This is a genomic window from Pseudoalteromonas spongiae UST010723-006 (genome assembly GCF_000238255.3).
Lineage (GTDB): Bacteria > Pseudomonadota > Gammaproteobacteria > Enterobacterales > Alteromonadaceae > Pseudoalteromonas > Pseudoalteromonas spongiae.
In genome coordinates, this window is record NZ_CP011040.1 from 806692 (window position 1) to 828006 (window position 21315).

The following is a 21315-nucleotide window of genomic DNA, read 5'->3' on the forward strand; positions in this document are numbered from 1 at the left end:
AAGCTTAAAATAAAAGTGTACGAATAAAACACAGAGAGTCTAGCTCGTTTCTGTCCAAAAATGAATTGTGGTTAGCGTTTGTTATTTATTTTAACCATTAGCAGTAGCTAGACGACTCAATATGGCTCTTTGATATTGAAAACAAAATTTAAATAACTTTTTAATTTTCTAGTATTAGAAACGCTCTGACTTTAATTAAAAATATTTAAGTTGCGTTAAGTTTCTCTACTCACAGAATTACTGAGGTATTACAAATCTCACGGGGTTGCGTGAGATTCTCGATTTGAGTTACAACGACGTGGTGATTCCTATAATAATTCAGAATTTGACAGAAGATAAATCAGTATGTTGTGAAATAACTCAAAATGAAGGTTTTTAGTTATTTCATTCTCAGAATATTCTTTTTTACAATTCATTAACTGATTGGAATAACAAGAAACATGGCCATAGTTAAAATTATAAAAATTTAATACCTGTATTTAGTCAAATTCTCTGATAACAATTTAAAATTGGCAGGTTATTTGGATTATATTTTGGCAAGAATACCTCAATGCCCGTCCTCAACAAAGTAGTTTCACTTAGACATCTAAAACTTAACCTGATAACCTTATGACTTTGTTGATAAAAATTATACGGAATTGTTTTTTTAACAAATTTAGATTGGGCTTATCCCAAAATACTCGCAAAAAAACGTGCCAATACACATGTCCGGTTTGTTGTGCGAAATGCAACTAAGCAAGCAAATACTGTGTGTGAAATTTACAGAAAAATAATTAAGGATGAAGGCTTAAAATGAGTTCTGTTTATCGAAAAGAAAACTGTATTGTTGTTAAAGGAGATCTTTACGATTTTCACCGGCTTCTATCTCAAATACATCAAGCAATTGAAGATGCAGAATACAGAGATGTAGTGCTTGATATGGAGGAATGTACTAGCGCATTTCCAGGGCCAATGCTCTCACTTTGTGCCCAGGTCCTTGCATATAGAAAAGCGGGGATTGACTTTACGCTAAAAGCCCCAAAAGACATGAAATTATTCAACTTATTTAAAAATGCTAACTGGAACTATCTACTAGATCCTAAGAACTTTAAAAAGTCACAGTTTAGAGGCCATTCCCGAATACCCGCTACACAATATCAAACTCCATCTGAACAGAATGAAGCAGTTAATAAAATTGTAAATGTCATATTAGGTGCTATCCCTGATATGCAGCGTAAAGATTTTGCTGCATTTGAGTGGGCGATTAATGAGATTACAGATAATGTGTTAGTTCATTCTGAATCCTCTATTGGAGGGCTTGTCCAAGTCTCTACGTTTAAACGGAATAGTAAACAGGTACAATTTGTAGTTGCAGATGCTGGTATGGGCATACCTAAATCACTTAGGCTTGGACGACCCGAGCTTACTTCAGATACTGATGCGCTGGATCAAGCTATTAGAGAAGGGGTTACTAGGGATACTAAAGTAGGTCAAGGAAATGGGCTATTTGGTAGTTACCAAATATGCAGTTTGTGTGAAGGACACTTTCGTATTGACGCAGGGAATGCAAAGTTAGTATTTCATAATAAAAAAGGCTTATCTATATCTAATGAAAGGATACCTTACGGGGGAACGATGGTTGAGGCTACCATCGATTTTACACAGCAGGGTTTGCTAGAAAAGGCTCTTAATTTTAAGGGTAAAGAGCATAGCCCTGTTGATTTTGTTGAAGTTGAATATGAAAGAAATGATGATGGGAGTATTCACTTTATCGTCGAACAAGAAGCACAATCATTCGGTAGTAGAGTCTCAGGTAAACCAGTGAGAACTAAACTATCTAATTTAGAGAAAATGGTAAGCGGCTCACAAATTGTAGTTGATTTAAAGAATATACCAATAATGTCAAGTAGCTTTGCTGATGAGGCCTTTGGAAAACTATTTATGCAGACAGGTGCTCTAACTTTTATGAATAAATTCACATTCATAAATGTTATGCCAACGGTTCAGCAGCTAATAGATAAAGCAATTGCCCAAAGAATGGCTGTCGGAGTTGTGGATTAAGTCGCACAATAATTTCATCTAGCCGCTCATCAAAACACATGGTTTGGAACATTAAAACTACACAATGATTAGTTTTAGTGTTCCAACAACGTCTATACCAATCGCCGCTATTTTATGCGGCTGTTTATGCAGGTATTACGAACAGCAGAATCTTCTAGAAAGTAACTGCCTGTTAACTAAACTCTAAGAACAGAAATGAGTTGCTACAGCTCAAAATATATGAGCAGTTTAAGAAAAATCTCCAGTCTTAATCTTGTACAGATAATCCATAACCTGTTCTGGATGCGTTTTTAACAGTGATACAGGAGATTTCCCTCTTAACATTGGTTTTGGTGTTTTGAGCCACTTTAGTATAATTTCTTCGCTACCAAACATCCGGTTTAATTCAATGAATAGATCTGGGTGCTTTTCTTCTAATTTTTTGAGTTGCTCGTAATCAGTCATATATTACTCGGTTTATATTGTAGTTTTCTAAAAAAGCCACTACCTGGGTATAACGAAAACTCTTTACCTGATACTTTAAGTTCCCCTGACTCATATAAGCCCTCAATAATCTTTAGATAAAGGCTAGGGAGTTTATTAATTGGTGTGCAATCAGAGTTCCCCATGCCAGTTGAGTATGCAAGGTATATGAGCTCTGTTTCTTCAGAAATAACAAGGCTTGGACATTCTTTATCATGACTTGCCCATTTCTTAACCTTTATAAAAGCATCGTTATAATTTGTGTTAGCATCTGTCATTTTGGCCTCAATTAAATTACTTATGTTGTCAAAATCCAAAGTAGCGTTTATTGTCATGCTTTTTGAAATATCGAATAATTTTATAAATAGTCTCTTTCACAAAAAGAGTTTTAGCCGTAAAAACAAGTGTTTTACCTCTGAACTTCTCCATAAATATCGGTTCAACGTTTGAATTTTGTAAACTTGAGTAGAGATCATCTAAACCAATATCAGCGAAATAAGCGACGCGATTTAAACAAATATATTTGTTCATGAATTTTGAAAAGTCTGAGGCATGTACTTCAAAATTCGTACCCCAGTGGTTAGATGTAATTAGTTCAGCACTCTCAAGTCTTTTTATTAGTGTTTCATTACTAAAAAATAATTTTGTTAATGCATGAATACCTACATCTATGGAAGGGTTGCTTAATTGTTCATTCAATATTACAAACAACTCTTGTTGTTCAAAAACACAGTTTTTAAGTTGCCGGTGCTCCCCAGGGCAATACATTGGGAGTTTTCGTGATAAGACTAACTCAAACAGATTGGCTATGTTTGCATTAAACAAAGGGAGGATAACTTGTACTTCTTCAAAGTTGATTGGATGATGTAACTTGTCAGTACTATGTACTTCTAGTTTACAAATTTTCTTAGCAATTAAGTTCAGGTCAAATAAAACTTCATTGCCTTTTCTTGATGTCGTTACTGGTTTTAAATATTTATGCTCAACAAGTGTTGTAATTTCATCGACACTAATACCAATAAGGTGTGCTAAACGTTTTGATGTGATTTGATGGGTAAGCGTTGTTGAAGTCACTTTTTTATATGTATTTAACCTTGATTTTGTAACACCATCCTTTACATCTAACTTTGCAATAGGTGTGTACAGGCAATTAGGTAACTCATTATCATATCGGTAATCGCATTCATAGTTAAACGCTTCCCATGGTTCTAAAACAGAATCTATAGAAATGTCTCGGTAAACTAACTTTATCCTTTTTAAATCTAGAAAATAATCATGCCTAAAATGAGAGCTATGCAGTAATCCTAACGCTTGCTCAAGAAGATCTTGCGTTGTATTGATATCGTACTTCTCTAAATTAGGCATCGAGAGTAAGTTATCAAAAGGTCTATGCATTCGCCGTAGAGATATTATTAATGCCTCTAAATACGCTAGATTCGACATGCTATTGACCAAACCACTTACTGCTAATAGCAAGGAAGGACTGCTGTTTGGTTGAACGTTATCAACTATGGACTCTCCACACTCGTTGCATTCATCCAATTTCCAACTATTCCATTTTAGTTTTGTAGAGCATTTCGGACAGGAGTTCATCAATGAACAGTTGTGTATTACACATTCAGTTACGATGGATAGGTCCCATGCACTTTTCATGTATAACTTTTCTTTTAAGCAAACAGGGCAATACCTAAACCCCTTGTGATGCATATGGACAGTATTTATTGACTTTATTTCGTTTACATATTGAATGGACGTTTGTTTGTAAAAGATTCTGGCTAATTCATTTGTTTCGAGACGAATTGCTTTGGACAAATAGGCAATATAATTATTAAATTGATTTGAATAAGGGCGGGTTGCGGGTATATAAGTAGTAGCTAGGTTGTTACAAATATTTTGAGCACCTTTCATACCGTTAACGGTATTCAATCGTTCAAAGTAGCCCCTAAGTGACTCATCTGTAAAAGGTAGTGGCGCATAAGTAAATTCGAAGGGGCTATTCATATGTCAACGCAGTTTTAACTTCTTTTAATGAAGTTTTTTTAGAGAACGGCCACACTGTTTCATGTTTCTTTTGTGTATTTAAATTTGGTGGTGCAATACTACGATGCGCTTCATCTAAATGTTCAAGTGTTACTTTTTCATTATCTTTAACTGTTAATAACACTTGCTGGAAAAGAAGACGTATCCGTCTCAAGTCGCCGCCAGTAGCAAGCTCCATCCGATAAGCAATATTTTCTGTTGACAGGTCTATTATAGGGGTGGGGAAGTTAACGCTATAAACACGTAAAAATTCGCAAAAGTATGCTTTTGATTCGTCTGTTCTACAATTTAATAAATTTAATACTCCACCATATACAACTCTTGAAAATAGTTCGCGATCTAATTCAAGTATTTTCTTAGCTCTCGGAACCCCAAGTAATAAAACAGACACACCATATGTACTTATAAGCGACTTTACAAACTGGCCGACTTTTTGGTCTATTTTTTTCTCACCTCTTAATAGATGATGGAATTCATCAATAATGATTATTTTCACACCAGCTACTTGCAATTGCTTTAGTAGATAGTTATTTAAAAACTGCCTTGTGTAACCATTAGGATAAACATTCGTTATTTTATAAATGATGCTTCTTTTAACATCCGTGACCAATGCACCTTCTTCTAAATTAATTTTAATCGCTCTTATTTCTTTTCTTTCGCGTGTTACCTTGCTTGCCTCATTAAGTTTTAAAGCACAATAGTCACCGAGCATTGTCTTTCCAGTACCCGGTTCGCAAAAAATACAAACACCATAAGGGCCAGTATCAACTGCTTTGACTGCGTTTAATACAGATTGAATACATTGCTTTAGATTTCGATGGAAAACTACGCTATTTAAAAACGCATTTATCTTAGTTTGGTCGATCATGATGACTCTCCATAATCTAAATCATCCTTCCAATCTTCTTGGTTTATATAATTTTGTGAGGTAGGCGTTTCATCTGTCGTTGTCGGCTTTATTTGAGCAGCTTCACCTGTATCTATCTTTACTGCTTGTATAGCTTCTAATCTTTGATTCTCTTTGTAGTCTTTAGCTTTTTGTGACTCGATGTTAAGTGCTTCTTTACTATCGATAGCGTGTTTTTTTGAAGCTTGTTTCCGTCTTTTTTTAAAATCTAAAATTTTGTGCTTTCGCTTAACTGCATGGTTAATGATTTCATCGTTTGTCATAGAAGTTAGATCGATTGAGTTATCGTAATCTCGAATCTCATTCAAAAAGTCGTCATTTTCAGAATTTCTTGGTGTCTGCTTTGGTGGGGTTACCATAGGTATTTTGAGCATCGCTTTAGTTTTTGGGTTGAGCACCCAAATAAAGTATTCGTTTATTATTGAATAGGTAACGCTTACTTCACCGCTGAATTTTTTTCCCATAGAACGACTAAGGTATCTACGCAACGTTTGAAGTTCAGTATCGTTGTACCAATAAGCAATACCGTTACGAATAATTGTTATACCTTCGTTAGCGTTTATTGTACGGTGCTCTTTAACACCACCGAAAAGGCAAAGCTCGTCTACATCTTCAACATAGGGGGGAGGGTTGTAACTACATTGATTAATCCATTCCTCTTCACGTGAAAAAGTTTGTCCTGTTTTACTGTCTTTGTGCTTACTATATAAATAGTCTAACAGTATTCTTGTTTTAATTATGTGGTATTCACGGATTGTTAAAGCCGCATTAGCTCTTGCGTTAATAGTGTCTCTCAAATGAATAGGTAGCTTGTCATTAAAACTGCCAGGTAAACCATTTAAAACATTATCTTTAAACCAGTCATTGAAGCTCTCTACACTACCTTTTTGCTCTCCGTGTTGCGTTTTAGCCATATGCGCAATCGTAAACCACCTAGCTAGGAATTGATGAACATCATTTGATTTATTTGCACTAGCACCATCAAGCTTAATTGATATGACCAAGCCACAAGGATACCAAGGCTTAGGATAACCAACATCAATATGTAAATCCGGTTTACTCAAAAACATGGATTTAAAGTGTTCAATTAAATAATCTCGCCGTTCAGAACCAGACTCAAAATTTGTAGTATTTGCAAGGAGACAAGTAGTGACTTGCTCATGAGAAAAGTATTCTATCGGAACATTATCTAGAGGTTTGTATGAATAAGAATCGATAAAAAATATAGGGGCATGAAGACAATCTACTTGCACGTTTGCCATAAACGCGAACATTTCATTAGACTTCAGTTTTGTTTGCCTAGCTCTTTTACCAGCGACACGACCATCTTGTCTTTGCGCGATATATGCTGAATCATAAGTTTCATTCAACCAACGACAAAAAGTCGAGTATCCAATCGGCTCGCCATCATAACCAAGCTTATTGTGTAACTTTTCCAGTCTTTTATGAGCTTGCGTTCTATTTAATGGGTGTTTGACTGCTATATACTTTTGGACAATTTTTTTGAACAACATTTGTTGTTGCTCAAGTAAAAGTTGTTTGTGCGTATGTTCGATAGTCATTTTTCATCTCAGAAATTAGGCTTTTTTCTTCGGCCATCCAAAAGTGAGAGTATGTTCCCCTCGCTTTTTTTGAACCTAGTAACCCAGCCACGAACGGTAGATTCAGCAAAACGCGTTCTAACCCCCAAAAGTAAAAGTGTATCTAGTATTATTTTATTAGCTTCTTCTCCTGCTTTTACCGGCGAGGCAATAAATTGGTTTACTAGAGCTATTTTTATTCTAAGTTCATTTTTTTGGTTTTCAGGAAGAAATGTGAATGATGCTTTTAAAGATTCTTCATCAATTTCTTTTCTCAAAACTGGTTTGAATAAGCCTTTTTTGTGAAGCCTATGTAATTGATAATTGTCATAGCCTTTCTCAACACCATCCTTTTTATATTTAAATACAGTGTAGCCATAGCTTGAGTAGGTAACCTTCACAATTTCATTATTGATTAGAAACTCATTATTTATCTTGTACATAATCAAGCCCATATAAGCGTGTTACTGTTAATGTATTTTGATTCATCCTCTACCGACAACCGTTTGTGTGCGAGTAAATGCCACACCTTTTGGGCAGGATATGAAACTTTTTTAGATATTAAATAGTCGATTAAGTTTTTGAGTGAGATACCTGAGCCTGAATCAAGTAACAACGCTATTTTTTCAACTTTTTCTAATTCTTCACTTGAGTAGCTACAGTAGAAATGTCTAAAAAATCTCAGGATATTTGAAGCAGCCTCGCCAGGGCAAATATCGTGTTCGGTCATGACTTCATATACGCTGTTTTTACTTGTTAATTCGTAAGTTATTAATTTAATTTTTTCCTTAAGATCTTCGTCCATTAATTTTAAAGACTGTTTTACCTCAACAAGATGTAATACATCATCAGAATAAGTGTATTGAATATCATCGGTATAACGACGACCTAAGCTTTGAATATATTTAGAGTTACAAGCGCTTGTTACATACTTTACTTTTGGATCCATTAGTAACTTCATAACTAACAAAGCTTCAAGTGAACTTTCAACCCTAAGCATATCCGAACCGTCCGATTTAATATTTGGAAGAAAACTGATATTTGCCCACCAAGATGACCTCGTGGGTTCTTTTGCAAAAGGAAGTTTTAAATCTTTTACTTTGCTCATTTCATATTCATTTAAAATTTGAATGTAATATAGTAATAGCAAAGATTTTAGGTTGATCAAATACTGTTATTTTTCAATAACATAATATAACTATAATTATATAAACTGTCATTTTTAAAGGAGAGGGCATAAATTAATGAAAAGAGGTGTGTTTTTATAATTAAAATTGTTTTTGACACAATTTGATATTTTTTGACACTTTTCCAAATCATTGATTTTAATCGATGTAATTTTTTTCAAAAAAATGTAATTAAATTACGAAAAAAGCAATATTCTAATGAAAAGCTATATGATCTATGAAGCTTGATAAGCCTAAAATTGTTATCAATTTAATGGTTATTTTCTTCTGTATTAACTTTATCTTTAATTCCAAATTGGTTCGCAATCATGGTTAAGGTAAACAAGAGTGTTTGGTACAAATTAGCCAGCGAGGATGTGATTGGCTAGCATTCTACATTAGTAAGATCAGACTTATTTTTGCATGTATTAGATCTGGCAAGTCTCTACTCCTAGCCAACAATGGTAAATGCAATGTGCCGGGTAAGTTGTCTGATATGGCATCACAGTATGTGAAATGAGGAAGTCTGACCGTACTGGTGCGTGCCATCTTTATCCTCACAACACAGCTCGATAATGGCGCTGATATTCGCCATATCCAAGAAATGCTAGGTCATGCAAGCATCCTCACTACGCAACTTTACACTCATGTAAGTCGCAAGAAGTTATTTGAGGTTTATGAAGCCACTTATCCTTCTGCTGAAGGTGGTAGTCGGTTGTTTTAGTTTTCTTTTCTATGCATTGAAAACTTTATTTGTTAGTATCTGAAAAATATATATTTTAGTTTTGGAATTTTTCTATGGATTGGAATAGAGCATTAAAAGTTGGTGGACCATCGGTAATTGTTACTTATGTATTTTACAATTTAACAAATAATTATCTGGCAGAATCTCAACTACTTCAAAATAACCTTCTTCTGAATATCGTTTTCTTGGCGATTGTTTTCTTATTTTGCATTTTTGTTTGTTATCGCGTGACGATGCCAAAGAATGATTCCTCTAATAAACCTCAAATTCTCGATAATGAAATTGAAGAAAATGAAGTTGAATCCTCTTTAAACATTGGCCAAAAATATAAAGTAGCAGATATCAAGAATAATAAAATTAATAAAAACAAAGTTAAGGGTGATTTGAACATCGGTTAATGCCGATAGCAGGATTTAGCAATGGTAAGTTCAGTCCATAATAACGAAATAAATAATAATGAAGTGGCTGGTGACTTAAATGTTGGAAGCACTGTAGTAAAACTGCCAAATTTTAATATTGATGTTAGTGCAGCAGCTTTAAAAGAATTAATTGCAACCCATGAGAAATTGAGGGAGGACTCTCCTGAATACGAGTTTTTTTTGGAGCAACTACAAGAAAAAATCACCGCTAAAGCTAACCGAAAAGTAATAGGGTTAGAAAATAAGCTAAGATTGGCGAATAGAGCGCATTATTACGATGGCGCATTAATTTCAAGCCAAAAAGCAGCCAAAATGATCACTAAACTTCAGCATGTTAAGTCATATCAAATTATATTTGATCATGTTTTGAGTTTGATTTTAACTCGATTTAAGGCACATATACTCCCGCTATTACAAAAACAATGTGACGAAGTCATCATTGCCAGCGCTATTAATTCAACAATTTTGGAGCCTTTATCGCAGGAAGTCTCAATGGCGGGTGGCATGATGAGCAGTGAGTTAGTTGAAGGGATGCTATATTTTTTAACAGAAAAGTGTCATGTGGAGTGGATCTAATGATCATGTACCATCCTAGCTATGATGCTCATCACTGTGCTTATAGATATCTAAATTTATTACGGTCATTTCCAAACTTTCAGTGTGATAAAACACTTTTGAGCTTTGTAGATTTTTACTACGTTTACCCTCATCTACTAAATGAAATGAAAAAGCTGCCGTCCCCTTTACATCGTTATAAGTCGCTTATTTCAGGGATTAAGAACCCATTCGAAGTAACTCCAAATTCTAGGGCTTTATTTTTCGAATTAAAATCTCTTCAAAAAGTGGCATTAGCAAATCTTCAATATAGAGGATTGGTCACAGTTACTAACAACAATGTTTGTTTAATAGATACAAAACTTCCGAATTTGCTAGTTAAAACATTTGAAGAAGATTCTTTCAGTAAAACAGACATTTTTAAGCTATTAGTTAATGAGCTACCAAAGGTACAGTTGTCTGGAAATAATGGATTAAAAGCTCGTAGTGGATTAATGGAATACAAATATGATTAAGTCAAATTTCTATATTGAGCGATTAGTTGTTGAGAAGCTAGGACGCTTCGTATATGACGAAGAGTTTCACAAAGGTATAAATGTTATCAGAGGTGAACACTCAGTCGGGAAAACAACAATTTTAGAATTGATTTTCTATGTATTAGGTGGGGAGATCAAAGCTAATCAATGGCTACATCCTGCGGATAAGTGTGACAGCGTTATTTGCCAGTTAAATATAAATGGAAAAACATTTACCTTAAAGCGAGCGATTGAAGTTGGGAAAATTCCTGATATTTCTATGTTCTCTAATGACATGAATGCTGCACTCGAATCTGTGTTGGGCTGGAAACATTTTGGCCCTAGGAGAACCGAGAAAAGAGCTTCATTTTCAGAGTGTATGTTTGAGCTACTAGGCTGGGAGTCATCAAAATCTGAAGAATATGCCAATCTCACGATGCATCAGTTATTACGATTTCTATACGCAGATCAGGAAACTTCATCGTTCAAACTTTTTAGAGCTGAAGATAATAAACGAGCTGATAGCGATACAATGAGAATTGCTGTTGCTGAGTTCCTATTAGGTTTAGATAACCTAGATACGCATCAGCTTAGACAAGAACTTTTAATGGCAGATCGTGAGTTTGAATCAATTAAATCTGAATTATCAGCTATTTATAAAATATTAGGGAAAGATTCTGGTTTGACCCTTGAGAGTATGCAAACTGAAATTGTAAAAAACAATGAGGAAATTGTATTACTAAGAGAGCAAAAATTTGAATCAGTATCTAATGATAATTTAGAAAAAGAGAGAGCTAGAAAATACAAAAGAGTTGAAGATGAAATCAACTTGATTTCTAGGAAGTTGAAAAGTTTCAAAGATGATTTAGGGACGGTAGTTGGCGAAATTGTTGATTGTGAGCTTTACTCGGAATCACTTGAGTTTAGGAAGAAAACCCTTCTTGAGTCACAAGCATTATATAACTCACTTGGCGAAATTAGCTTTGATAAATGCCCAGTGTGCCTTGAGAAAGTAGAACCTGTAGAACAGGGACATTGTTCATTGTGCAAATGTGAACTAAAAGAAGAAGAGAGTGATAATTATTTAGAGCTTTTGACTGAATTAAATTTTCAAATAAAGAGTAACTCAACTGTTATGACAAATTATCTAGACCAAAAAGAAGGTCTTGAGGCGATAATTGAAATTACTGTGGGAGAGCTTAAAGAAGCACAAAGCAGGCTTGTTGAAGTTGCAAAAGTAGTAGATCTTACTCAAAGCCAAAGAGAAGATAATGCGAGGAAGATTGGGTTTCTAGAAGCTCAAAATGAGAACTCTAAGAATAAAATCAATATCATTAAAAGCTTAGATGCCAAGAAATCAAGAAAAACTGCTCTAATAGAAAAAATTGCAGAAATTAAACAGAAGATTGAAGACGCAACTCTTTCCAATCAAAGACGTTCAAATAATGTATACAACGGATTATCAAAATCTATTGTAAACATATTAAATAGCGAGAAAAGAGAAGATGGTTCACCTTACGAAGAAAGCTTTCTTTCGTCTGGTGTAAATGATGTAGAGATCGACTTTGCTAAAGATAGATTACTCTTAGATGGCAGAGTAAAGTTCTCAGCCAGCTCTAACTTTATCAAGAAAAATACTTTCCACATTTCTACACTGTTAAGGTCTCTTCAAGACAATGCTTATCGATTGCCTAGATTTCTAATGCTAGATTCTATCGAGAATGGAGGAATGAAACCTTTTCGAAGCCATCAATTCCAGAAAAAGATTATAGAGTTGTTTTCCCAAATTGAAGGTGATTTTCAACTGATTTTCTGTACTTCGATGGTGTTAGATGATTTAAACAACGATGAATATGGTGTAGGTCCATATCATTTAGACAACGTTATAAAGTTAAAATAACAAAGTTTAAAGTAACTCCATCCTTAATTTGAAGCTGGATCGTAGTTCGTACTAATTTATATGAATACACGATTCTACGATCCATTTATTAGTTAATATATTTTCTATGCATTAAAAACTGCAACATTAATCTTACACCTTAGAATAAACTGATTAACTCAGAATAGAGCGTTATTCTGAGTTCTCGCGAGAATCACCAGACGACAGGAAGAAGTTAGACACATTTATGACGCAAAACACGCAATTTAACATAACGTGCATTATAAGCTTTAATGTGTTTCGCTATATCAATTCTTTAGTGCAATTTTCGAATTAAGTTCTTAACTATATAAAGAACAAATTATTTTATAAATTACGTTTTACATGAGTGACTTTAAAAAACAACGTCATCTACTTAGCGTATACACAATCGCGGTTATTGTAACTGGTATCGCGCTTACATTCGTCTCACTGTACTTTTATAGCCAGGTTGATAAACAATGGCGCTTGTATTCAACTGATGCACAGCAAGTATACTCATTACATGACACGCTTATACAAAAAATGGGATATGGCGGGTTCATACATGATTTTAAGAACTTGGTGTTACGTAAAGACATTGAACGATATGAGCCATTACTTAATCAAAATCTACAAGACATAAAATTGACCTTGGAGAAGCTTAAGGAGTTTAATCAATATACACCTGAGTCAATTAAGGTTATAAGCAAAACGGTTACCGCTTACGAACAAAAGTTAAATGTTGTTTTAGTCATGATTGGCCAAGGTAAAAGCAGTGAACAAATTGATGCTGTTGTTAAAGTGGATGATTTACCCGCGCTTAAAGCGCTTGCACAATTTGATAGTCAACTAAATTCTCGTTTAACAAAAGAAGGAAAATTAATTAACAACCACTTTTCTGTTGCGTATAGCGTTCATATTGCCAGTATTGTTATTTTTCTTTGTTTATTCGCAATTTATTTTATTAAGTTAATATCAGCAAACAAAAAAGAACACGAGTTAACAAACAAAGCTTTGGAAGGCGCGCGCGTAAAATCTGATTTTCTTGCAAATATGAGTCATGAAATTAGAACACCGTTAAACGGCATTATGGGAGCGTTGCAATTACTTCAAGGTAATTTAAAACAAGTTAAAAATATCGACTTAGCCTCAAAGGCATTATTTTCGTGTAGAGCTTTATTGACAATCATTAACGATATTTTGGATTTCTCCAAAATTGAAGCAAATCGAATTGATATAGAACAGGTTGATTTTTCATTAGGTGAAGTTTTAGAAGGTTTATCATCTAATGTTTTGCCGCTAGCTAGTGATAAACGCATTTCATTTGCCATAGAAAAAGACAACAACATGAGTGATTTGTGGGTTGGTGATCCGGTTCGTGTCGGGCAAATTTTACTTAATTTAACGTCAAATGCAGTCAAATTTACTGAAACTGGTGGTGTAACTGTGTCTGTTTGCCGCAAACAATTAAATGATATTGATGGAATAAATTTTGTGGTAACCGATACAGGCATCGGTATGAGTGAAGAGGCATTATTTCAACTTTTTGAACGATTTACCCAAGCCGATTCAAGTATCACCCGCAAGTTTGGTGGCACTGGTTTAGGAATGGCAATCACAAAAAACCTTGTTACCTTAATGGGTGGAAAAATTACTGCAACCAGTGGTATTAACCAAGGTACGCAGGTATCTGTGTTTTTACCATTACCGCAAAGCGATAAAAACACGCTGGTGAGCGAAGAACAAACAATTACCCCACCCGATTTAAAGCATCTATCAATTTTAGTAGCGGAAGATAACGCGCTTAACACCGTTATTATCAAAGCTATGATGGAGGCAACTAATGCTTCTCTTCACTTTGTCACTGATGGTGCTGAGGCGGTTGAACAATTCACTGAATTCTCACCCGATTTAATTTTAATGGATATTCAAATGCCCAAAATGGATGGCATGGAAGCTTGTCGTCGTATTAGAGGCGAAAATGGTGACATTCCAATAATTGCTATAACGGCAAATGTGATGAAAAACGATGTATTAAACTATCACCACATCGGGTTTAACAGCCACATTGCTAAACCAATTGATAAGAATGTGTTGTATAAAACTTTAAAAAGCTTTGCTGATAACTCAAACGGAAGTGATAGCTAAGAGTCGTAAGTTTCTTGGATCGCTTTGATATGCTTAATGTGTTGCTCAGACGCAGCATCAATATTGTTGAATTGGCTTTCTAACATGCCGGTGCTTACGCCTACTGTAATGATAATTGCTGATGCGATTGTGACAGACACTTTGGTGGTACGTGAGGTATTAGTAAAGAAATAATAAACGAGCCAAAGCAAAAATAAGTAAACAACAATCTGCCAAGCATAATTAAAAAGGGACTGAACTAAATCCATAGTATGTACTTCTTTACTAATCGTGAAGTTATTCTACCAAGAAGCGAATTTAAATTCCTATTTATTTTTACCCGCTTTCTTAGCTAAGAATTTTCCAAAGAGATTGAGTAACAAAACAAACAGAATTACTACAGAGAGTAACGCAAGTAATTTCATAATAAGCACTGACTATTTATTCATAGATTCTACAAAACTACCCTACTTATTTTCACTTTACTAGTTTTAGCGTTAAATACATTTGCGTGTGTAAATTAGATATAGGTATTAGAAAATAAACTATTTATGAAGTGTTAATAGCGTATTGCCAAATAACTACCAGTGCATAAATTGCGCAAAGTAGTTGTTTTGAAATATAGAATTCGTTTTTATGATTGTGAATTTCGGCAAAATCTCTACAATATACTCCTTTAAATGCGTCGTTAATCATCTCAATTACTATTGATTGAGGTCACTGGCTATCGTTCAGCCATATTTAGGAAGTAACATGATTTCCAAAGAAGCCACTCTTGTAAAAGAAGCGCTTATTGCTAAGGGGTTAGAAACACCTCTCAAAGACGTAGGCCTTAGTTCAGAACAAAAATATGACAAACTAAAAGGCTTATTTACAGAAGTTGTTGATACACTTGGGCTTGATCTTAATGATGATAGCCTAGCCGAAACGCCACATCGCATTGCAAAAATGTATGTGCATGAGATTTTTTCGGGGCTTGATTACGAAACCTTTCCAAAAATTGCGTTAATTGAAAATAAAATGCAAGTAGATGAAATGGTTAAAGTGAATAGCATTTCACTAACGAGTACCTGTGAGCATCATTTTGTTACCATCGATGGTTACGCCAAGGTCGCTTATATTCCAAATGAAAAGATCATCGGTCTGTCTAAAATCAATCGTATTGTGCGCTTTTTTGCAAAGCGCCCTCAAGTACAAGAGCGACTAACACAGCAAATACTCATTGCTTTACAAGCTCTGCTTGAAACTGACAATGTCGCAGTATCAATTAACGCAACTCATTATTGTGTTAAAAGCCGTGGTGTAATGGATGCCACGTCTGAAACATCAACCACTGCATTAGGTGGCGATTTCAAAACCAATAGCAATACTCGCGCTGAGTTCTTAGCGAATTAATACAAAAAAAGGTGTGATTAAAAATCACACCTTTTTTAATTAAATACAATTTTACTTTAGCTTGCAGTATTAATGCTTTTCACAAACTCAGTGACTGGCATGCCATTACACGTAAGTGCTTTAACATTCTTGCTTCGCTTCTCAACCGCTTTAACACCAAGCTTTGCCGCTTTTGCACATAATTGCGTCGCGTCACTATCATCTACTAAATTAAACTCTTGCGATGAGTTTTGATTTTCTTTTTGCGTTTTCGCAAAGGTTTTAAGTGAAACGCCATTACACGCGATATCTGAATAATGTTCACTGATAAATACGCCCTGCTCTTTTGCAAATGCTTTAGCAGCTTGAAATCCATTCGTTTTGGCTACATTACATACAGAAGTATAGAATGTATCTTTAGAAACATCTTTGCTTGCAAAGGCAAATGACGACATAGTGAGAGTAAGTACTGAAATTAACTTAAGCATAATATAGCTCCTAAATGAATTTTGAGCGAATTATATACGCTAAATTTAGTTTAACAATGGAGAATATAGCTAAAACCAAACTGTCTACAAATTAAACTAACTCAGTAATCATTAAGCTCACATCATTAACAAGCTGTTTTCATATTAACGATGAAATTAGCAAGCTAAAGGTGACCAATTTGCAAAAAGTATTTAAGTTAACCATTTTGATGATAAGCGTCTGGTGTTTAAATGTTGCAGCCAGTAGTTATTGTGATAACACTCGCTCTGCCTCACATACTCAGAAAAATACAGTTACGGTAATGAGCGCCAACATCGCCCACGGGCGCGGTACCAATTTCTCTCAGATAACCAGCTCAATTGAGCAGATTAAAACAAATTTAAACGCGATTGCGACAAAGGTGAATCAAATCAATCCCGATATTGTTGCATTTCAAGAAATAGACAAAGCCTCTTGGTGGAGTGGTCAATTTAGTCATGTGGATTACTTATTAAAACGAACAAATTTTCAAAATTACGTCGCTACGAGTCATGTAAATGCCTGGTGGGGAGACTATGGAACCGCGCTTTTTTCTAAACTTCCGCTTATCAATTGTGATGGCATAACGTTTGCCCCAAGTTGGCCTACAACTAATAAGGGCTTTAGTTACGCTAAGGTTAATTTAAATAAGCAAGCTCAAGATATCATTGTGGTTTCTTTGCATTTAGATTTCTCGAGAGCATCAGTACGTAATAAGCAAATAAAGGAACTTCTTACCAAACTCAAAGATTTGAACGCCCCTATTATAATTATGGGCGACTTTAATACCGATTGGCGGTGGCAAAATTCAATCGTTAAAACCTTATCAGATAGCTATGGCTTACGTATTTATAACGCACAGTCTAATGAACTCAACACCTTTGGCGCAAAAAGACTCGATTGGATAATGGTCTCGCAACACTTTACTTTTAAGTCATATTACAATGTTGAAGGCGCTTTATCGGATCATGCCTTTGTTGTTGCGGAGCTAGAATTCAATGAGCTCTAAAATAAGCATTAAACTAAGTACATTACTATTATGTTTGTCTACGTTTGCGCACGGAGCAATGCCGCTTGAGGTAAAATTTTTAATAAACGAGATAAAACAAAGCGATTGTTCGTTTATACGTAATGGCGTTTCCCATTCAGCGAAACGTGCCGCTGAGCACCTAACATTAAAATATAACAATGGAAAATCATACGCACAAAACGGTAAATCCTTTATTAAAAATCTCGCAACTAAAAGCTCGTGGACGGGTATAGCCTATAAGATAAAATGTCCTAATAAAGAAGCTGTTAACAGTAATGGGTGGTTAAATAATAAACTGATCAATTTTAAAAAATCAACGCGAAACCGTTAAATTACTTGCATTGGCAGTATATTGCTGTATAGTGCTCCAACTCCGGCAAGCGCTGTGTTTTGGGACTTTATCAGCCAATCGTCGGAATGAACGCTAAATTACGCGTTAACTGTGTGACGAGGTAAAGACCAAACATAACTAAAATAGCTAACGCTATTTGGGTGCTATATGCTGCCATGTATATTTCTACATTTTGGCCTCTACCTCCGTGTATCTTATTTAGGCGAAAGCCGCAAAAAAGTTGAGTAGTAGATGTCAAACGACAAAATTTTATTCGAAGAACTAAACCTTCCTACCCCTATTCTAAGTGCAATTACAGAACTCGGTTTTGTAGAGCCAACTCCAATCCAACAACAGTCAATTCCAGCATTATTAGCAGGTAAAGATGTACTAGGTGAAGCGCAAACAGGTACTGGTAAAACTGCAGCATTTGGTTTACCACTACTAGCACGCCTAGATGCAAACCTAAACGCACCACAAATGTTAGTGGTATGTCCTACACGTGAGCTTGCTATTCAGGTAGCAGAAGCAATTACAGATTTCGCTAAAAACATTCGCGGTTTAAATATTGCGACTGTTTACGGTGGTCAATCTTATACTATCCAAAACCGCGACCTAAAACGTGGCCCACAAATTGTTGTTGGTACACCAGGTCGTATGATGGATCACATTGAAAAAGGTCGTTTAAACCTAGACAACCTAAAAGCATGTGTATTAGATGAAGCAGACGAAATGCTTAACATGGGCTTCCTAGACGATATTGAATGGATCTTAGACCATGTGCCAGAAGATACGCAGATGGCGTTCTTCTCTGCAACTATGCCAGCACCTATCAAGAAAATTACGTCTCAGTTCTTAACTGATCCTGTTCACGTTAAAATTGCTGTTGAAAAACAAGCAAAAGCTAACATCACACAACGTGCATGGCGTGTAGGTGCTATTGGTAAAACAGCGGGTCTAGAGCGTATTGCAGAAGTTGTTGATTACGATGCAATGATTGTTTTCGTACGTACTCGTAACGACACCCTAACGCTAGCAGAGCACCTTGTTAACAAAGGCTTTAAGGCAGCAGCACTAAATGGTGATATGCAGCAGCAAGACCGTGAACGCATCGTTGACCAACTTAAAAATGGTCGTATTCACATTCTTATTGCAACCGATGTTGTAGCGCGTGGTCTTGACGTACCACGTATCAGCCACGTAATTAACTACGACTTACCATTTGATAGTGAATCATATGTTCATCGTATCGGTCGTACTGGTCGTGCTGGTCGTGAAGGTGAAGCTATTTTATTTGCATCACACCGTGAAATGCGCCTTCTTAACCGTTTAGAGCGTGCAACTGAAGGTCAAATTACGCCATTTGAAATGCCTGATGCAAGCCAATTAAGCAAGCACCGCATTGAAAAAACAAAAGAAAAGCTACTAAGCGTTGCAGCAAGCCCGAACCTTGAAAAATACACTGAGGTACTTGCAAGGTTCACTGAAGAAAGTGAAATTACAACGGAACAATTAGCAGCTGCAATGTTGTATCAACTACAGCAAAAACTACCACTATTCCCACAAGCGGATCCGGTAGATAAGCGTGGCGCACGTGATGGTCGTCGTGAAGGTGGCCGTGAGCGCGGTGGCAGAGATGGTCGTCGTGAAGGCGGTCGTGAACGTCGTAATCCAGGTGATTTTGCTACCTATAAATTTGCAGTTGGTCGTGCACAAGGTGTTAAACCAAGTGACATCGTTGGCGCAATTGCTAATGAAGTACGTATTAATTCTCGTGAAATCGGTAATATCAAACTGTTTGATAACCACTGTCACGTTGAATTACCAAAAACGTTGCCTAGCCAAGGTTTTGAAAAATTAAAGAACGTGACAATTCGCCGCCATAAAATCAACCCAAGCATTGTTGAAGGTGCAACGGGTCAATATGATTCTGAAAATCGTGGTAAGCGTCCACCTCGTAAACGTGAGCGTAGCAACGACGATCGCTCTATTAAAACATTTAAAAAGAAAAGCAGACCAAGAAGAGATGAGCGTTCGATGCCAACGTTTAACTAATTAAGGTTAGCTCCACAAAAAGCCATGCATTGCATGGCTTTTTTGTTATTAATCACTTACAAATTTCAACAACATAAAACGTGAAATAAACTATTTAGACGCTCATACTGTATATGAATTAAATTTAATGACTATGGCTGTTAGGTGAAATTTGCGTTTAGTATTTCAAGCTTTAATTATTACATGTGCACTGGTGTTTTTGTCTGCTTGCAGCAGCATAACCAGCGGACAGCTATTTTCAAACTACACTGAACAACTCACCCCTACGCGTAACGCATTACAGAGCGCAAATATGCAACAAGCCGCGAGTTTGCTACCAACACATTCAGCAAACAACGTATCTAATACGCTAGGTCAGCTTGAAAATGCAAGGGTGTCACAACTCTCTGAAAATTACACAGACAGCAAAGTTGCATTCGAAAATGCCCTGTATCAGATTGATAAACAAAATTTTGCAGCAAATATTGAAATCAGTGAAGGACTGCAAACAACGGCGTCGTTTTTAACTAATGACAATGTAAGAGACTACCGCGTCCCCTATTTTGAACAGACTATGGTGCACACCCTGCAATCGCTCAACTATGTCGCTTTAAATAATATAGAAGGTGCATTAGTAGAAGTTCGACGCGCTAATTTAGTACAGCTACAAGCACTTAAGAAAAACCAAGACGAATTAGAAAAAGCAGTAGCAAATACATCGTTAGACTTAAACGATCTATACAGCCGCTATCCAACTATGGACGATATGATTGGTTCGGTTAAAAATGGCTTTCAAAATGCGTTTACGTTTTATTTGTCAGGGTTTTTATACGAAGCTACGGGTGAATACAATGCCGCTTATATCGATTACAAACGTGCAATCGATATATATTCTGAAAACACCTATTTACAGCAAGATATTTTGCGTTTAGCTAAGTACCTTGGCTTTGATGACGAATATAACTATTTCAAAGCACGATTTAATGCTGATTTGCCCCAAACAAAGAATAACCAAGTGCCAGTGCTTGTGTTAATAGAGCAAGGCTTAATTCCTGAAAAAACAGAAGCTCGTATCGATTTGCCAATATTTACATCCCGCGATGATATTCGTTTTTATAGTGTTGCATTACCAAGTTATGCAAATAACCATGAACACGCAGCACCTCTATCTATTAATATTGGTGAACAAACATTACAAAGCGAAACAATCGTTAAATTGTCAGCCCTTGCGGCAAAAGATTTAAAGGAGCGTATGCCTGGCATTGTTGCAAGGCAAATAACACGGCTAATCGCAAAAGAGCAATTTAGAAAAAGCGCCGCGCGCAATGGCGGTGATGTTGGCAATATAATCGCAACACTTTACAACCTTGCGAGCGAGCGTGCAGATACTCGCTCGTGGTTAACGCTTGCGAATAATTATCAAATTGCAAAAACGTATCTTACAACCGGTGAGCATACGCTTTCGATTAATTTAAATGGGATAACACATCCCGTTTCATTTTCAACAGATGGTAACAAGCCCGTTTTGATTAAGGTCGTTAACCTTGGTTCGACGCTAAACACAACGGTTTATACAATATAGG

Annotated in this window: 21 protein-coding genes; 12 read left to right on the forward strand and 9 right to left on the reverse strand. The window is 35.8% G+C overall.

Annotated features, from left to right (window positions below):
• Window positions 1-792: 792 nt before the first annotated feature.
• Window positions 793-2040: an STAS-like domain-containing protein gene (locus tag PSPO_RS17850; protein ID WP_010559182.1), complete on the forward strand. Its 1248-nt coding sequence runs from the start codon at window positions 793-795 to the stop codon at window positions 2038-2040.
• 228 nt (window positions 2041-2268) lie between these two features.
• On the opposite strand, the gene PSPO_RS17855 is transcribed toward PSPO_RS17850, so the two are convergent.
• The 7 genes from PSPO_RS17855 to PSPO_RS17885 are packed head-to-tail and all read right to left on the reverse strand — an operon-like array spanning window position 2269 to window position 8137.
• A complete protein-coding gene (locus PSPO_RS17855; RefSeq protein ID WP_010559181.1) occupies window positions 2269-2484 on the reverse strand; it encodes an MbcA/ParS/Xre antitoxin family protein in 216 nt (71 codons plus the stop codon).
• A complete protein-coding gene (locus tag PSPO_RS17860) occupies window positions 2481-2780 on the reverse strand; it encodes a hypothetical protein (RefSeq protein ID WP_148665288.1) in 300 nt (99 codons plus the stop codon). Before PSPO_RS17860 ends, PSPO_RS17855 begins: the two co-directional genes overlap by 4 nt.
• A gap of 28 nt (window positions 2781-2808) precedes the next feature.
• Window positions 2809-4503: a TniQ family protein gene (locus PSPO_RS17865; protein WP_010559179.1), complete on the reverse strand. Its 1695-nt coding sequence runs from the start codon at window positions 4501-4503 to the stop codon at window positions 2809-2811.
• Window positions 4496-5410, reverse strand: a complete 915-nt coding sequence (locus tag PSPO_RS17870; RefSeq protein WP_010559178.1) for a TniB family NTP-binding protein — start codon at window positions 5408-5410, stop codon at window positions 4496-4498. The genes PSPO_RS17865 and PSPO_RS17870 overlap by 8 nt, the downstream gene beginning before the upstream one ends.
• Window positions 5407-7011, reverse strand: a complete 1605-nt coding sequence (locus tag PSPO_RS17875) for a hypothetical protein (RefSeq protein WP_010559177.1) — start codon at window positions 7009-7011, stop codon at window positions 5407-5409. The genes PSPO_RS17870 and PSPO_RS17875 overlap by 4 nt, the downstream gene beginning before the upstream one ends.
• 8 nt (window positions 7012-7019) lie before the next feature.
• Window positions 7020-7472, reverse strand: a complete 453-nt coding sequence (locus tag PSPO_RS17880) for a hypothetical protein (RefSeq protein ID WP_040642560.1) — start codon at window positions 7470-7472, stop codon at window positions 7020-7022.
• A 2-nt stretch (window positions 7473-7474) separates the two neighbouring features.
• A complete protein-coding gene (locus tag PSPO_RS17885) occupies window positions 7475-8137 on the reverse strand; it encodes a PDDEXK family nuclease (protein ID WP_010559175.1) in 663 nt (220 codons plus the stop codon).
• Between the two features lie 596 nt (window positions 8138-8733).
• Between PSPO_RS17885 and PSPO_RS21915 the strand changes: the two genes are divergently transcribed.
• The 6 genes from PSPO_RS21915 (at window position 8734) to PSPO_RS17915 (ending at window position 14477) form a co-directional block, all read left to right on the forward strand.
• Complete coding sequence (locus tag PSPO_RS21915; RefSeq protein WP_010559174.1) at window positions 8734-8919, forward strand: tyrosine-type recombinase/integrase; 186 nt, start codon at window positions 8734-8736, stop codon at window positions 8917-8919.
• 74 nt (window positions 8920-8993) lie between these two features.
• Window positions 8994-9338: a hypothetical protein gene (locus PSPO_RS17895; protein ID WP_010559173.1), complete on the forward strand. Its 345-nt coding sequence runs from the start codon at window positions 8994-8996 to the stop codon at window positions 9336-9338.
• A gap of 21 nt (window positions 9339-9359) precedes the next feature.
• A complete protein-coding gene (locus PSPO_RS17900; protein WP_010559172.1) occupies window positions 9360-9935 on the forward strand; it encodes an ABC-three component system protein in 576 nt (191 codons plus the stop codon).
• A complete protein-coding gene (locus tag PSPO_RS17905) occupies window positions 9935-10429 on the forward strand; it encodes an ABC-three component system middle component 5 (protein WP_010559171.1) in 495 nt (164 codons plus the stop codon). The genes PSPO_RS17900 and PSPO_RS17905 overlap by 1 nt, the downstream gene beginning before the upstream one ends.
• Window positions 10422-12329: an SMC family protein gene (locus PSPO_RS17910; protein ID WP_010559170.1), complete on the forward strand. Its 1908-nt coding sequence runs from the start codon at window positions 10422-10424 to the stop codon at window positions 12327-12329. Before PSPO_RS17905 ends, PSPO_RS17910 begins: the two co-directional genes overlap by 8 nt.
• A gap of 363 nt (window positions 12330-12692) precedes the next feature.
• Window positions 12693-14477, forward strand: coding sequence for an ATP-binding protein (locus tag PSPO_RS17915; protein ID WP_010559169.1), 1785 nt, complete (start codon window positions 12693-12695; stop codon window positions 14475-14477).
• On the opposite strand, the gene PSPO_RS17920 is transcribed toward PSPO_RS17915, so the two are convergent.
• On the reverse strand, window positions 14474-14725 hold the full coding sequence (locus PSPO_RS17920; RefSeq protein WP_010559168.1) for a hypothetical protein: 252 nt from the start codon (window positions 14723-14725) through the stop codon (window positions 14474-14476). The two genes, PSPO_RS17915 and PSPO_RS17920, sit on opposite strands and share 4 nt — an antisense overlap.
• 484 nt (window positions 14726-15209) lie before the next feature.
• On the opposite strand from PSPO_RS17920, the gene folE reads away from it, so the two are divergent.
• Window positions 15210-15851, forward strand: a complete 642-nt coding sequence (folE, locus tag PSPO_RS17925) for a GTP cyclohydrolase I FolE (RefSeq protein ID WP_010559167.1) — start codon at window positions 15210-15212, stop codon at window positions 15849-15851.
• 56 nt (window positions 15852-15907) lie between these two features.
• Here the strand turns inward: folE and PSPO_RS17930 are convergent, their stop codons facing one another.
• Window positions 15908-16318, reverse strand: coding sequence for a DUF3718 domain-containing protein (locus PSPO_RS17930; protein WP_010559166.1), 411 nt, complete (start codon window positions 16316-16318; stop codon window positions 15908-15910).
• A 179-nt stretch (window positions 16319-16497) separates the two neighbouring features.
• On the opposite strand from PSPO_RS17930, the gene PSPO_RS17935 reads away from it, so the two are divergent.
• The 4 genes from PSPO_RS17935 (at window position 16498) to PSPO_RS17950 (ending at window position 21314) form a co-directional block, all read left to right on the forward strand.
• Window positions 16498-17346: an endonuclease/exonuclease/phosphatase family protein gene (locus PSPO_RS17935; RefSeq protein ID WP_010559165.1), complete on the forward strand. Its 849-nt coding sequence runs from the start codon at window positions 16498-16500 to the stop codon at window positions 17344-17346.
• Window positions 17347-17404: 58 nt separating this feature from the next.
• Window positions 17405-17698 (forward strand): DUF5329 family protein, encoded by a 294-nt coding sequence (locus PSPO_RS22035; RefSeq protein ID WP_420848536.1) that lies wholly within the window; start codon window positions 17405-17407, stop codon window positions 17696-17698.
• Window positions 17699-17950: 252 nt separating this feature from the next.
• A complete protein-coding gene (locus PSPO_RS17945) occupies window positions 17951-19753 on the forward strand; it encodes a DEAD/DEAH box helicase (RefSeq protein WP_010559163.1) in 1803 nt (600 codons plus the stop codon).
• A gap of 151 nt (window positions 19754-19904) precedes the next feature.
• Window positions 19905-21314 carry a COG3014 family protein gene (locus PSPO_RS17950; protein WP_010559162.1) on the forward strand — a complete coding sequence of 470 codons (1410 nt, stop codon included), beginning with the start codon at window positions 19905-19907 and terminating at the stop codon, window positions 21312-21314.
• The last annotated feature ends 1 nt before the right edge of the window (window position 21315 follow it).

Excerpts from the sequence above, each read along its gene's own strand:
- PSPO_RS17850 (WP_010559182.1), top strand. The coding sequence starts at position 793 with ATGAGTTCTGTTTATCGAAAAGAAAACTGTATTGTTGTTAAAGGAGAT.
- PSPO_RS17855 (WP_010559181.1), bottom strand. The coding sequence starts at position 2,484 with ATGACTGATTACGAGCAACTCAAAAAATTAGAAGAAAAGCACCCAGAT.
- PSPO_RS17860 (WP_148665288.1), bottom strand. The coding sequence starts at position 2,780 with ATGACAGATGCTAACACAAATTATAACGATGCTTTTATAAAGGTTAAG.
- PSPO_RS17865 (WP_010559179.1), bottom strand. The coding sequence starts at position 4,503 with ATGAATAGCCCCTTCGAATTTACTTATGCGCCACTACCTTTTACAGAT.
- PSPO_RS17870 (WP_010559178.1), bottom strand. The coding sequence starts at position 5,410 with ATGATCGACCAAACTAAGATAAATGCGTTTTTAAATAGCGTAGTTTTC.
- PSPO_RS17875 (WP_010559177.1), bottom strand. The coding sequence starts at position 7,011 with ATGACTATCGAACATACGCACAAACAACTTTTACTTGAGCAACAACAA.
- PSPO_RS17880 (WP_040642560.1), bottom strand. The coding sequence starts at position 7,472 with ATGTACAAGATAAATAATGAGTTTCTAATCAATAATGAAATTGTGAAG.
- PSPO_RS17885 (WP_010559175.1), bottom strand. The coding sequence starts at position 8,137 with ATGAGCAAAGTAAAAGATTTAAAACTTCCTTTTGCAAAAGAACCCACG.
- PSPO_RS17895 (WP_010559173.1), top strand. The coding sequence starts at position 8,994 with ATGGATTGGAATAGAGCATTAAAAGTTGGTGGACCATCGGTAATTGTT.
- PSPO_RS17900 (WP_010559172.1), top strand. The coding sequence starts at position 9,360 with ATGGTAAGTTCAGTCCATAATAACGAAATAAATAATAATGAAGTGGCT.
- PSPO_RS17905 (WP_010559171.1), top strand. The coding sequence starts at position 9,935 with ATGATCATGTACCATCCTAGCTATGATGCTCATCACTGTGCTTATAGA.
- PSPO_RS17910 (WP_010559170.1), top strand. The coding sequence starts at position 10,422 with ATGATTAAGTCAAATTTCTATATTGAGCGATTAGTTGTTGAGAAGCTA.
- PSPO_RS17915 (WP_010559169.1), top strand. The coding sequence starts at position 12,693 with ATGAGTGACTTTAAAAAACAACGTCATCTACTTAGCGTATACACAATC.
- PSPO_RS17920 (WP_010559168.1), bottom strand. The coding sequence starts at position 14,725 with ATGGATTTAGTTCAGTCCCTTTTTAATTATGCTTGGCAGATTGTTGTT.
- folE (WP_010559167.1), top strand. The coding sequence starts at position 15,210 with ATGATTTCCAAAGAAGCCACTCTTGTAAAAGAAGCGCTTATTGCTAAG.
- PSPO_RS17930 (WP_010559166.1), bottom strand. The coding sequence starts at position 16,318 with ATGCTTAAGTTAATTTCAGTACTTACTCTCACTATGTCGTCATTTGCC.
- PSPO_RS22035 (WP_420848536.1), top strand. The coding sequence starts at position 17,405 with ATGCCGCTTGAGGTAAAATTTTTAATAAACGAGATAAAACAAAGCGAT.
- PSPO_RS17945 (WP_010559163.1), top strand. The coding sequence starts at position 17,951 with ATGTCAAACGACAAAATTTTATTCGAAGAACTAAACCTTCCTACCCCT.